General features: G+C 70.4%; 9 protein-coding genes. 1 reads left to right on the forward strand and 8 read right to left on the reverse strand.

Annotated elements, in window-relative coordinates:
- The 4 genes from IF28_RS40320 to IF28_RS0135235 form a co-directional block, all read right to left on the reverse strand.
- Positions 1-2,433: acyltransferase domain-containing protein (locus tag IF28_RS40320; protein WP_158713744.1), on the reverse strand; the 2,433-nt coding region annotated here is incomplete at its 3' end.
- A gap of 65 nt (positions 2,434-2,498) precedes the next feature.
- Positions 2,499-3,665 carry a cytochrome P450 gene (locus IF28_RS0135225; RefSeq protein ID WP_030229361.1) on the reverse strand — a complete coding sequence of 389 codons (1,167 nt, stop codon included), beginning with the start codon at positions 3,663-3,665 and terminating at the stop codon, positions 2,499-2,501.
- A gap of 28 nt (positions 3,666-3,693) precedes the next feature.
- A complete protein-coding gene (locus IF28_RS0135230) occupies positions 3,694-4,857 on the reverse strand; it encodes a pyridoxal phosphate-dependent aminotransferase (RefSeq protein WP_030229362.1) in 1,164 nt (387 codons plus the stop codon).
- 1,008 nt (positions 4,858-5,865) lie between these two features.
- Positions 5,866-7,113 carry an MFS transporter gene (locus IF28_RS0135235; protein ID WP_030229363.1) on the reverse strand — a complete coding sequence of 416 codons (1,248 nt, stop codon included), beginning with the start codon at positions 7,111-7,113 and terminating at the stop codon, positions 5,866-5,868.
- Between the two features lie 123 nt (positions 7,114-7,236).
- Between IF28_RS0135235 and IF28_RS0135240 the strand changes: the two genes are divergently transcribed.
- Entirely contained in the window at positions 7,237-7,794 is a 558-nt protein-coding gene (locus IF28_RS0135240; RefSeq protein ID WP_030229364.1) for a TetR/AcrR family transcriptional regulator, read from the forward strand.
- A 304-nt stretch (positions 7,795-8,098) separates the two neighbouring features.
- On the opposite strand, the gene IF28_RS37215 is transcribed toward IF28_RS0135240, so the two are convergent.
- From IF28_RS37215 to IF28_RS0135260, 4 genes are all read right to left on the reverse strand, one after another.
- Entirely contained in the window at positions 8,099-9,073 is a 975-nt protein-coding gene (locus IF28_RS37215; RefSeq protein WP_030229365.1) for a terpene synthase family protein, read from the reverse strand.
- Complete coding sequence (locus IF28_RS0135250) at positions 9,070-10,392, reverse strand: cytochrome P450 (protein ID WP_158713745.1); 1,323 nt, start codon at positions 10,390-10,392, stop codon at positions 9,070-9,072. The genes IF28_RS37215 and IF28_RS0135250 overlap by 4 nt, the downstream gene beginning before the upstream one ends.
- An 88-nt stretch (positions 10,393-10,480) precedes the next feature.
- On the reverse strand, positions 10,481-12,052 hold the full coding sequence (locus IF28_RS0135255) for a prenyltransferase/squalene oxidase repeat-containing protein (RefSeq protein ID WP_063829366.1): 1,572 nt from the start codon (positions 12,050-12,052) through the stop codon (positions 10,481-10,483).
- A 20-nt stretch (positions 12,053-12,072) separates the two neighbouring features.
- A complete protein-coding gene (locus tag IF28_RS0135260) occupies positions 12,073-13,101 on the reverse strand; it encodes a polyprenyl synthetase family protein (protein WP_234325412.1) in 1,029 nt (342 codons plus the stop codon).
- Between the last annotated feature and the right edge of the window lie 111 nt (positions 13,102-13,212).

Here is a 13,212-nt window from a genome sequence, read left to right on the forward strand (position 1 = left end):
GAAGGCTTTGCAGCGGCCGTCCGGGGAGAGTCCGCGCTGTCGGCTGAATTCGACGAAGAGTCCGGGGCTTGCCATGACGGTCACGCCGCCGGCCAGGGCCAGGTCGCATTCGCCCTGCCGCAGTGCCTGTGCCGCCAGATGCAGAGCCACCAAGGACGACGAGCACCCGGTGTCGACCGTGATGGCCGGACCCTTGAGACCGAGCGTGTACGACACGCGGCCCGAGATCACACACGTGTAGGTGCCGGTCAGCAGGTATCCGCCCGCCGTACTGTCCGCCTCGTGCAGCCGCGGTCCGTAGTCCTGCGCCATGGCGCCGACGTACACCCCCGTGCTGCTGCCGCCCAGCGTCGTCGGGTCGATGCCGGCGCTTTCGAAGGCCTCCCAGCCGGTCTCCAGCAGCAGACGCTGCTGGGGATCCATCGCCGTCGCCTCACGCGGGCTGATACCGAAGAACTCCGCATCGAACTGATCGGCGTCGTCGAGGAACGCGCCCTTGCGGGTGTACGAATGGCCGACGGTCTCCGCGCCGCCGTCGAAGAGCGCGTCGAGAGCCCAGCCGCGATTGCCGGGGAAGTCGGAGACGGCGTCCCGCTCTTCCATGACAAGCTTCCACAGGTCGCCGGGGGATTCCACACCACCGGCGTAGCGGCACGCCATGGAGACGATCGCCACGGGTTCATCGGGGGCCGTGGATGCCCGCCGGCGTGGCGCCGCCGGCTCGGGCGCCGCACCGAGGAGTTCGCCGCGGATACGCGTGACAACCTGCTCGGGGGTCGGATGGTCGAAGACCAGTGTCACCGGAAGCCGCACGCCGGTGGCGGCGGACAGCCGGTTGCGCAGTTCCACGGCAGTGGCGGACTCGAGTCCGAGGTCGCGGAACGACTCGGTGGGGGAAACGGCCTCCTGTGAGTCCAGGCCGAGCAGCAGAGAGATTTCGGAGCGGACCAGAGCCATGAGGAGATCGGTGGTCTCCTGCTCGCTCCGGTCGTGCCGGCCCAAGCCGTCGAGGTCCTCGCCGGCACTCGCATCCGGCACTTCCGGCTCGACGGCCCCGTCGGATCCGGAAAGGTCGACGGTCCGTGTGTCTGCGGGGAACGCCGGCCGCCAGTCCACCACCGCGCCCGCGCTGTACAGCTCCGCCAGTGAGGTCAGGAAGCGCCGAGGCCCGTCCTCATTACGGCGCAACGTGCCCGAGACCATCGCGTCCGAGCCGGCCTCGTCCAGTGTCTGCTGGACCGCCATGGTCAACACGGGATGGGCGCTGACTTCGATGAAGGCGTCGTGGTCCGCGAGCGAGCGGACGGTCCGTTCGAAGGCGACAGAGCCGCGCAGATTGCGGTACCAGTAGTCGGCGTCCAGCGAACGGGTGTCTGTTCGCTCGCCGGTGACGGTCGAGTGGAACGGAACCTGCGACGGGCGCGGCCGCAAGGGGGCGAGGTCGGCGAGCAGACCGTCACGCAGTTGCTCCATGTGCGAGGAGTGTGCGGCCACGTTGACCGGGATACGTCTGGCCGCGACGTCCTCGGCGGCGAATTCCGCCAGCAGCGCGTCAACGGCGTCCCGATCGCCGGACAGCACCACCGACCGCGGCCCGTTCACCGCCGCGATCGACACCCTTCCGCCCGAACGTGCCACGTGCGGCTCCAGTTCGGCGGCGGACAGCGGGACGACGATCATGGCGCCCTGCCCGGCGAGCCGCGCCTGCGCCCTGCTCCACAACGACACCACGCGGGACCCGTCGTCGAGGGACAGCGCGCCGGCCACGACAGCCGCGGACAGTTCACCGTTGCTGTGCCCGATCACAGCCGAGGGGCGGACACCGAAGGACTGCCAGAGGTCGGCGAGGGCCACCATGACCGCGAACAGGGCGGGCTGGACGACGTCGTCGCGGTCCAGGGCGGGAGCACCGGGCGCCGCGCGCAGCACGTCCTCCAGCGACCGGCCGGACCAGTCGACATGAGGGGCGAGTGCCCGGGAGCAGGCGGCGATGGAGGCCCGGAACACATCCGAGTGTTCCAGCAGATCGGCTCCCATACCTGTCCACTGCGAGCCCTGACCGGGGAAGACGAACACCACACGCTCGCACGTCCCGGCGGTTCCGGTGATCTGTCCGGCCGTACGGCGCTGTGCGGCCAGCGAGGTGAGTTCGGCCGCGAACTCACCGGGGGATCCCGCCAAGAGGACCGCGCGGTTGCGCCCGGTAGCACCGGAGACGGCCAAGGACAGACCGACAGCGGCCGTCGTGTCCGTGACATCCCGCTGATCGGTGAGGTGTTCCAGCAGACGGCGGCTCCGCGTGCGCAGAGCCGTCGCGGTCCGTCCGGCGAGGACCCAGGGCACGACGCTGCCGCGGAACGCTGCCCGGCCGTGGTGCGTCCGTGGCTCACCGACGCCCGGGGCGCCGTCATCGCGGATGTTCTCAACAGACACGCGGTTCCTCGTTTCACGTCAGAGGCGTTCTCGGCGCCGTTCCACAGACACGGAGGCGGCAGTGCTCACCACTCCACGAGCAGCCGGGCCAGTCCCCGGGTGCCCAGGCCGTCCTTCCAGACCACCGGCTCAGGGCGGGACGCGAGACGCAGGGTGGGGAAGCGCCGCGTCAACCGCTCCAGGGCGACCTGCAGTTGGAGCCGGGCCAGGGGTGCACCGACGCAGCGGTGTATCCCGTGGCCGAACGTCAGATGGACGGCATCACGCCGGCCCGGACGCAGTTGCCCGGGGTCGGGGAACGCGCCGCTGTCCCTGTTGCCGTGCAACAGCGACACCATGACGGCCTCGCCCGCTCGGACGGTGACACTGCCCAGGGACATGGTCACCAGCGCCACCCTGGAGAAGCTCAGCGGAGTCGACGGGTTCAGCCGCAGCAGTTCCTCCACCGTGGGAACCAACTGCTCCGGCTGCTCGCACAGTTCGGCGTACGCCATGGGTTCGGAGAGCAGCGACAGCACGGACAGGCCGAGCTGGCCGACGGTCGTCTCGTAACCTGCCATCAGCAGGGCGAGGCCCATGGTGAGCAGCTCGCCCATCGACATCTCGCCCCGGTCGTGGGCCTCGATCATGTTGGTGAGCAGGTCGGCGGTCGGGTGCCGGCGCTTGCGTTCGATCAGGTCGGCCATGTAGATGGCGAGCTCCAGGCGGCGGCGAGCCTTCTCCTTCGAGGTGCCGGGCGAGAGATCGAACAACACCTCGACCCAGCTGCGGAACCGGTCGACGTCCTCCGCCGGGATGCCGAGCAGGGAACAGAGGACCGCCACCGGAAGCGGCTCGGCCAGCTCATGGACGAGATCGGCGCCGGGCCCGGCCGCGGCCAGCGCGTCGAGGTGCTGGTCGGCCAGCCGTTCGATGTCCGTGCGCAGTGCGGCGATCCGGCGGGTGGAGAAGGCTCCGGCCACCAGGCGGCGCAGCCTCGTGTGCTCCGTGCCGTCCATGCTCGCCATGGAGGCCGGCACCGGCTGTGCGTCGATGAGCTGGGGAGCGTGTGGCTTCACGGCCTCGGCCCGGCTGAACCGCTCGTCCGTCAGCACCCTGCGCGCGAGGGAGTGATCGCACACGAGCCACATGCGGTCCCCGGCAGGTGTCACGAACGGAACGACGTCCTCGCCCTCGGGCTGCTCCAGGAAGTACGGAAGAGGACCGAGTGGTCGGTCTCTGAGATCCCTCATGTGTCGACTCTCCGTGGCGGTCCGTGGATCAGGCGCCCAGCAGACCGCGCTGTGCGGCATGAAGCGTCTCCATCGGCCGGTTGAACGCGATCCGGACATAGGACTCACCGAGTGCGGGTTCCGCGAAGAAGGCGGCACCGGGGGCGAGCAGGACACCTGTACGTTCCATCAGCCCGCGGACGTACGCCACGCTGTCCGGTGGGCCTTCCACCAGGGGGCTGAAATCCGCGAAGAGATAGCATCCGCCTTCCGCGGGGGCGAACTTCATGCCCATCCGCGAGAAGATGTCCTGTGCCAGGTCGCGCCGGGCGGCCATGCCCTCGCGTGCCGCGTCGGCATCTACGGCCCCGGCCGCCTGCGCGGCCGCCACCTGCAGCGGTGCCGCTGTGCCCAGGGTGGTCATCTGGTGCACCCGCCGGAAGGCCTCGGTGCGCTCGGGGTCCGCCCGCAGGAAGCCCAGGCGCCAGCCACTGACCGCGTGGCTCTTCGACCAGGAACCGATGACGACGCTGCGCTCGGCCAGACCGGGTATGTCTGCGACGGAGAGGTGCGGGGCGCCGTCGAAGACATAGGCGGCGTACACCTCGTCGCAGATCGCGGTCGTGTTCCAGCGTTCGCAGAGGCCGGCGATCTCATCCAGTTCCTGGCGGCCGAGAACGCGCCCCGTGGGGTTGCTCGGACTGTTGAGCAGGATGGCGCGGGTCCGGGGAGTGAAGGCGGCTGCCAGGTCGGTGGAGTCGTAGCGCCAGTCGGGCGCGTGCAGCGGCACGAACCGGGGGGTGGCGCCGACGAGGCTGATCGTGGTGGTGAACTGCTCGAAACCAGGGGTGAGGACGATGACCTCGTCGCCCGGATCCACGGTTGCCAGCAGCGCGACGAGGAGGGCTTCGGTGGCGCCGGCCGTGACGGTGATCTCGGTGTCGGGGTCGGTGGCGGCCGTCAGCCCCTCGGCGATGCGCAGCCGCAGCAGAGAGTGGCCCGCCGGGTCCTCGTACTGGTTGTGCCCCTCTCGCAGCGCGCGGGAGGCCGCCTCGACCAGACGAGGGGAGAGGTCCGGGAAACGGGGAGTGCCGATGGCCAGGTCGATGGTGTCGCGCGACCGCGCGAGCCTGAACACCTCGGCCAGGTTGCTCGAGGGCAGACCTGAGACTCGGGCCGAGACGTTCGGATGGTGGGCGGGGGCGTGCGCCACGGTAGGGGCGTCCTTCCTCTCGAACTGAAAGCGGGATCGGAATCGGCACAGCGCGATACCGGCGACCAGGATGTGGCATTCCGTCCATAAGGATTCTTGTCCGGTGGAAATACCTCCTGGCAGCGAAACTGTCGTGGTCGAGGGCAGCAGGAATCCCGCAGGTACTGAGACGGAACGCAGAGATCGGTCGTCCTGAACCCGGCTGCGCATTGCGGGTGATCACTGCCGGGTCCTGAGCGGGCGGGCGAATGTGAGGTGATGCGCCCGCCGCGGTGGGTGTCGAGCCCTCACGACGGGCACAGTAGCCCGGCCCGGGCGTCGGGTGTGCCGGTCGTTCGCCCCACAAGGAACACCTGCCGCACACGCTCCGCGCCCTGTTTCGACGGCCGGGCCGTCCGGGCACTCCCTTGGCGCGCAGAGCTTCCCGGGGCCGGAGCCGACCATGCGGCGAACGGTCACCTGACGACCGTGGAGGCACAGCTGCCCCACCGAGCCCAGCTCATGGATCTTGGATGCGGAACCGCAGAAGCCTTCGCTGGTGTCGCCACTACGGCACGGCGACCGGCGAGGACGCCCGCACAGCCCTGAGGGCCATCCTGGCTCACTGCCCATGCTGCCGCTTTGGCCGATCCTCAGTGGACACCGCTGAACCGGCGCGCCGGCCTTCGGCCGAGGAAACCCGGGGTGTGGCTGGGGTCGTCCGGGTGGCTTTCCTCGGACGTCATCTCATGCGGCGCCGAACCCCGTTGGTGAGTGCCGGCGCCTTACATGCCGCGGTCTGGGCCGTACCAGGGCTCGGGGCGTGCGCCGGCGGACATCGGGAGGCGCTGCGGCGATCGGCCCATCGCCGCCCGCGGACGGGATCGGCCGGTGACGGCGGCTCGTTCCGGTCCCGCATCGCATCAGTGATCACTCATCGGACAGGCGCATCCGATCAACCGATCAACCATCGAAGAGGCGCGCGCCAACCCCGAGGGCGTGGAACGCCGACGTGCGCCGGTCCCGCGATCACCCCCCGGTGTGCTGCCTCGGCTGCTCCACCGCGAGTTCGGCGGGGACGCCGGTATCGGCTTTGCGGTGATGGTCTGTGCGGGTACCGGCGGCGGGGGCCGCGACGACGGCCGTGGCGATGAACGCCAGGACCACGAGCATCGCCGGACGCAGTCCGTAATGATCGCCCAGGAAGCCGAGCATGGGCGGCCCCACCAGGAACGCGGTGTAGCCGATCGTCGCCACGAGGCTGACCCGTGCGGTCTCGTCGGGCCCCGAGCCGCCCGCCGCCGACAGGGCCACCGGAAAGCCCAGGGACGCGCCCAGTCCCCAGAACAGGACGGCGGCCGCGGCCACGACGGCGTTGTCGGAGAAGATGACCAGGGACAGGCCGATGGCTCCGGAGACCGCGCTGGCCCGCACGACAGTCGACCGGCTGTAGCGGTTGAGGAAGAACGTGCCGCCGAAGCGTCCCAGGGTCATCGCAGCGGCGAATCCCACGAAGACGAGCGAGCCGGCGGCGGCGTCGAGACCGTGGCCGTCGACCATGAGCAGCGGCAGCCAGTCGTTGGCGGCGCCCTCGGCGAGAGCCATGGCCAGGACGATGGCCCCGATCATCAGGAGCCGACGGTCCTTCCACACCTGCGGGTCCGCGGGCCGCGTCGATTCCGAAGCGGGCGCCGCGGCACGGACGCCGGTCCCGGCGGGAACGGCACCGATGGCGTACCCGAAGATCGCGGCTGTCACCGCGGCCACCGCCAGGAGGTGCCAGTGGGCGGGGAACGCCGCAGCGGTGGCCGCCATGCCTGCCAGGCCGCCGATGACGGTGCCCAGGCTGAAGCACCCGTGCAGCGTGGGCAGGACCGCCGTGCCGGTGATCCGTTCCACGTCGGCACCGTCCACATTGATCGCCACCTCTCCCGACCCGACCCCCACGCCGAACACGCACAGCCCCGCGGTGACCAGGGCCGCGGAGCCGAGGGCGCTGCCCGCGCCCACGACGACCACGCTCGCGACGACGAACAGTGTGGCGAGCGCCGTCACGGGCCTGGTCCCGAACCGCGACACGAAACGGCCGGAACACAGGATGCCCGCCATCGAGCCGACGGACAGACCGAACAGCACCAGCCCCATCTGCCCCGTGGACACGCCCAGCCGGTCACGGACGTCCGGGGTGCGCGTGATCCACGAGGACATGGCGATGCCGTTGAGGAAGAAGAAGAGGTACAGCGCCCGGCGGCGTCGGCGTACAGCACGGTCTGTCAAGGAAGGGCTCCGCCGGTGTTGGAGACAATGAGGACAGGCAGGCGACGATCCCGCGCCACCCACCGAGTATGAACAAATGTACACATCGGGTCGGTGGCCGAGAAGACAAGGCGGACAACGGCGATGACAGGCAGCACTCGTGGCCCCAACGACCCCCGCCGCCGCGAACGCATCCTCGACGCCGCGCTCGACGTCATCGCGGAGCACGGGGCCATCAAGGTGACCTTCCGCAAGATCGCGGAGGCGGCAGGCGTGCCGCTCGGATCCCTCACCTACTACTTCGACGACATGCAGCACCTGCTGACCGACGCGTTCACCCGGCTCGCGGAGACCGTCTCCACACGCTACGGCGCCCTTCTGGAGGCCGCGCGGACCCGCCAGGAGGCCGGGGAGGCGGTCGTCGAGATCATCTGCGGCAAGGTCTGGGGGACCGACCGCAACCTCCTGCTCAGCTACGAGCTCTACGCCTTCGCCACCCGCAACCCCGAGGTGCGCGCCGTCATGCGCTCCTGGATGCAGGCCAGCCGGGACTCCCTGGCCAGGCACTTCGACCCGCTCACCGCGCGGGCTCTGGACGCGCTGGTCGAGGGATTCTCCATCCACAACTCCTTCGACCCGCGGCCCACCGACCGCGAGGCAGTCGCCGCCGTCGTCCGTGCCGTCGTCGACAGGCACCACTGAACAGGATCCACCGGGCTGCTGTCGGAGGCCGGCGGCGCACACGTGCCGGGTCGACTCGGCGGCCAGGCGGCGCATGGCCGTGCGGTTGGCCCGCCACACGTGGCGCGCACGACGGGGGCCCGCAGGCGGTCGGGGAGCTGGGCGCCCGCCCAGGCGACACCACTGCCCCCGCGTCGGGGCTTCGGTGACACTTGGACAGGTGACCGGTGCCGTGTTCGAGGAAGCGGCCGAGCCGGTCCGGACCACCGTCGGCCGGCGGCTGACGAACCGCGCCAGTCCATGCTCGGCGCTCGCTTTCTCCCCGTCAGAGACCGCGTTGGGGACCTTGGTACCGGGCATGGCCGGTGTGCCAGATGAACGAGCGGGTGATGTCCTCCAGGGCCCGGGCGTGGGTCGTGAGCGTGCTCGGCTGGTCCAAGGTGAGGGCTGAGATCTCTTGTCGAGCGGTGGCTGCCTCGTCCTCACACATACGGCTCGCGCGTGCGAAGGACTCCTCGATGGTCCCGCCGTGCCGCGCTTGCAGCAGTGTGGGCAGGCTCAAGGGCCGCGCCGGCCCTCGTGCCGCCTCACGCTCGTAGGAGGCCAGGTCGTTGATCCAGCCCGCGAGGTTTGCCACAGCGGTCTCCAGACGGCGTACCGGTGCCAGATCACGCTCGGCGTCCGTCAGCTCGTAGCCCAGGACGATCTCCGCCGCAGCCATGATCGTCCTGACGAACACGGTGTGGGGACGCATCGCCAGATAGGTCGCGAGCGCGACCTTCCCGGGTTCCGCGACGTGGTGCGCCTCCCAGACCAGAGCCAGGAGGGTGTCACGCAGGCTCGCGGTGAGCCGGAGGTACGCGGCCGGGCTGGCGCGAGCGCGGAATCGGGCGAGCAGGCCGTGCAGGGCGACGGGGAAGGGCTCCCCCGCAGGACGCCGATCGCCGTGGGCCAGGACAAGCATCAGCTCGCCGGTGTGGTCAACCAGGGCAACCGCGTCCTTGACGGCGTTCACCTCGGCGTGGACGTCGTCGAACGCGGTGAGCCACAGCAGGAGTTCCGCGAACAGAACCAGATCGTCCGGGTCCGCGGTGGGGAAGGTGCGCGATGCTCCGTGACTCGTGATGTCCACCAGAACACTCCTGGCTCCGGCGGAGGGGAGCAGCGGGTGCTCCTCCAGCCAGCCGATGAGTCCGCGTTCCGTGTGCCGACTGTGCGGGCCCGCCGGGAACGGGTGGGGGAACGCGGCGGCGAAGTCCGGTCCGGGCAGCGTCGTCGCCGTTTCGCCGGTGCCGGTCACACCGCCTCCCGGTGGCGGCGGCCGTGCGTCCGCGGCTCCGCGGTCATGCGCAGCGCGGACGGATGCAGGGTGATCTCCCCGACCGGCCGAACCGCAGGTCCCGGGACGGGCCGCAGCCGCCGGCGGGATGCGATGAGCGCGGTGATCAGGGTCGCTTCGGCCAGGGCGAACTCGTTTCCCATGCACTGCCGCTTTCCGACGCCGAACGGTATGTACGCCTCCTTGGGGGGCTGCGGACGCTCCGGCAGCCAGCGGTCGGGATCGAAGCAGAGCGGGTCCGGGTACAGGGCGGGATCGCGGTGCAGCGTGTAGGGGCTCCACACGATGTCCTCCCCGGCCCGCAGATCCACGCCCCCGAGCCGCACGGCTTCGGTGGCCCGACGGGTGACCAGCCAGGCCGGGCTGTACATGCGCAGACTCTCGTCGACGAGTCTGCGGGTGAAGGTGAGCCGTGTCAGCGACCTCATGGTGAGGGGCTCGTCCGTGAGGACCGCGTCGACCTCGCCGTGCAGCCGTCGCTCCAGGTCCGGGCGGCGGCCCAGTTCGTGGAAGAGCCAGGTCAAGGTGACCGCAGTGGTTTCCGAACCCGCCGCGAGCAGACCCGTGACCTCGGAGAGGATGTCCTCGTCGGCCAGGGGAGCACCGTCCTGATCGCGGGCGGACAGCAGCAGGGACACCACGTCGTCGTATGCCTCCGGATTCGCCAGGTGGTCGGCGATGATCTCGCCCACGGCAGCACGCATCACACGGCCGGCCTGCCGGACCTTCCTGTTTCCGGGGGTCGGCAGCCGTTCGAGCAGGGGAAGGGGCAGCAGGGCACGGCGGAGCGCCGCCGCGAACAGGGTGTCGACGCTTTCGAGGATCGCGTGCCCGGATTCGCGGTCGGGGGTGGTGGAGAACAGGGCCGCCATGACGACGTTCTGCGTCATCAGCTGCATCTCGGTCTTCAGATCCAGGGGGCCCATGCTCTGCCATGCCGCGATCATCGGATCGACCGTGGTGTGCATGGTCCGGATGTAGCCGTCGACCTGCCGGCGGTGGAAGGCGGGCTGCATCAGCCGGCGGCGTGTCAGGTGACGGCTGCCTTCCGCCACCGGCAGGGCGTCCTTGCCGAAGAGCTTCAGCTTCTCGAAGAGAAGCCCTTTACTGAAGTGCCTCGATTTGGTGGTGAGCATCTCCTGCAGCAGATCGGGGGAGTTGATGACGGTCACCGTCTTGGGGCCGATCGAGAAACGCACGATCGGTCCGTGCTCGCGCAGGCCCTGCAGAAAGGCCAGGCGGTCCCTGGCCAGGGGAACCACGTGCCCGATGAGCGGCACACGCCCTGGAGCGTACGGCGGAACGTGGGGGGCGGCGTTCACGTTGAGTGCCTCCGTTGATGAACCGGGCTGAAGGGGGCGGTGCGGTTCAGCGCTGGTGTGTCACCAGCAGCTCGAGCGCGGCGGTCACCTCGGCCCGGGCCATGGCCTGGGGTGCGTAGAGGGTCTTGTCGTGCCAGAGGGCAGGGTGATGCGCGGACGGGTGGGAGGCGTCGCGAAGCATGTCCTCGGCCCGCTTCAGCGCCTCGGCGGCTTCCGGCCCGGCCGTGTGGTGCGGGGCGCTGAGGAGGATGTTCACGGCGTAGGCGGTCTCCTCGGCGGTGCCGCCCCATATCCCCCAGGAGCCGTCGTCGCGCTGCGTGGCCAGGACCCAGTCGGCGGCCGAGCGGACGGCGCCGTGTGTGGTCGGGCCGGTGTGTCCGCGGAGAGCGGTGACACACCGTTCGGTGGCGTAGTAGGGGGAGGCATGCCACTTGTCGTGCCAGGCGCCGTCGGGTCGTTGCTGGGCGAGGATCCAGTCGCGGGTCAGGTGCACACGGGTCCGGAGCGGCTCATCTGCCGCCGGCCGGTGGCTCAGCCAGGCGGTGAGCGCCTGGAGGGCATGGGCGTTGGCCGTGCTGGAGCCGGTGTCCTCGCCCACGTAGCAGTCGTAGTGGTCGCCGGCCTCGAAGGCGGACAGCGGGGCGGGGTCGCGGGGCGAGCCGGCGAGAGCGGACACCAGCACCGCCATGGCGGTGTCGTCGGTGTCGGGCAGCAGGCCGGGAGCACCCCGCACTCCAGTGGCGTCGTAGATCTCCGCCGCCCAGGCGCGGACGTGGGGCACGCAGTCGGCGGGCAGTCCGGGACGGGCGAGGGCGGCGGCGACCCAGAGCCGTTCGAAGACGGAGATGGGCGAGGCCTCAGGGAACAGACCGTCGTAGCGCCGCCCCACACCGGTCAGCGCGGTGACCGCCCGCTCCCGGCCCGCTGCGGCCCCAGTGGCCAGCCAGGCGGCGGTGGCGGCGGGGGAACTGCCCAGCAGCCCGCCCGGGGCCGCGGGCACCACCCGCGGCAGGCGGCGGGCGACACCTTCGAAGGTGTGGTGCAGCTTGACCGGCACACGGCCGGCCGCTCGGCACCGCTCGGCCACCCGCTCGGGCAGCGCCGCCCGGAACCCGCGCGGCAGGGGCAGGCGCTCCCCACGGGCCCACGGACCGAGCCGGCACAGGGCGGCGACGTCCGGGCGGTTCAGATGCTCGTCGATCCGGACGACCAGGTCCGGGACGAGGATCTCGATGGCCGCCGTGTCCGGCCACCCACCGGTCCTGGACAGGGTTCGGAGCGAGGCGAGCCCTTTGTCGGCAGCCGCGGCCAGCCGCTCGTGCGAGACGCCCGCTGCCCGGTCGTCGCGCAGCGCGGACAGCAGGGCTTCGGTGACACTGAGTGTCGGAAGCAGTCGGTACGGCGCGGGGCCCTCTCCCCAACTGCCCGAGGCGGACTGCTGTTCCAGCAGCCACACCAGACGGCGCTCGTGGCCCTCCAGCCATGGTGTCCAGGAGACGACCCGGGCGGTCTCGTACACGGAGGGACGCACATCGCCCCAGGCGTCGTGGTGGACCGACGCCACCAACTCCCGGGCTCTCTTCGCGTAGTCGTCGGTATGACCGGCCCGTATTCGCATCGTGTGGCATGGTTTGGATTTCATACGATCCTTTCCGTGGCCATCCATACGATCTGTCTCAACATGTCGGTGACCTCCGGGGGCAGGTCGGCTGCCTCCAGTGCGGCGAGAGTGGCGTCACGACGGGCGGAGATCATCATTTCGACCCCCTTCCGGGCGCCGGTCGCCTCCAGAATGCTCCGGACCCGGCCGACGTCCTCTCCGCTCAGGTCCGCGCTGCCGAAGAGAGCGCGGAGCAGCCGCCGTTCGGCCCTGGGCGCATGCTGGAACGCGAGGGCCAGGAGCACGGTGGCCTTGCCCTCACGGATGTCGTCCCCGACCGGCTTTCCGGTCTGTGCCGGATCACCGAAGACACCGAGCAGGTCGTCGCGCAGCTGAAACGCTTCTCCGAGAGGGATGGCGAAGTCCGTGCACATCTGCAGCAGCCGCGGCCCGCCGTCGGCCAGACAGACGCCGAGGTGCAGGGGCCGCTCCACGGTGTACTTCCCCGTCTTGTACCGGGCGACCCGCAGTGCGGCCGCGACATCCTGGGAGATCCGGCCGGTGGAGAGCAGATCCAGATACTGCCCGTAGACCAGCTCCGTGCGCATGCTGTCCACCAGGGGCAGGACTCGGGCCTGAGCCCGGGTTCCGAGCCCCGCGTCCGCCAGCATGGTGTCCGACCAGACGAGCAGGAGGTCACCCAGGAGGACGGCGGCCCCCCGGCCGTGCACCTCCGCCCTGCTGTGTCGCCCGCCGGCCCTTGTGTATTCGGCGGCCAGCGTGCGGTGTGCCGACGGCCCCCCGCGGCGGACATCGCTGTCGTCCATGACGTCGTCATGGACGAGGGCGAACGTCTGGAACAGCTCCAGGGCGGCGGCGACGCGCAGCACCGCGTGGTGGTCTCCCGGTGCGCCGGCGGCTCGCCATCCCGCCACACAGAGCAAGGACCGCAGTCGCTTGCCGTGGGAGAAGAGGAGCCGGCGAGCGGTGGCGAACAGCGGCGCCATCTCCGGACCCGGCGCCGTCTGCTCCCGCGCGCTGACGAAGTCCTCGAGTACCGCGTCCACCTCGTCACGAACACGTGTCAGGGACGGAACATCGGTATCCCACGCAACTTTTGCCATTGATGTATTTACCTTCTTTCAAGCGAGAATGTCACGCAAATCGCCCCTTTCCTC

The organism is Streptomyces sp. NRRL WC-3626 (assembly GCF_000718785.1).
Lineage (GTDB): Bacteria > Actinomycetota > Actinomycetes > Streptomycetales > Streptomycetaceae > Streptomyces > Streptomyces edwardsiae.

Coding starts and splice junctions, on each gene's coding strand:
- IF28_RS0135225 (WP_030229361.1), bottom strand. CDS start 3,665: ATGAGGGATCTCAGAGACCGACCACTCGGTCCTCTTCCGTACTTCCTG.
- IF28_RS0135255 (WP_063829366.1), bottom strand. CDS start 12,052: ATGCGAATACGGGCCGGTCATACCGACGACTACGCGAAGAGAGCCCGG.
- IF28_RS0135240 (WP_030229364.1), top strand. CDS start 7,237: ATGACAGGCAGCACTCGTGGCCCCAACGACCCCCGCCGCCGCGAACGC.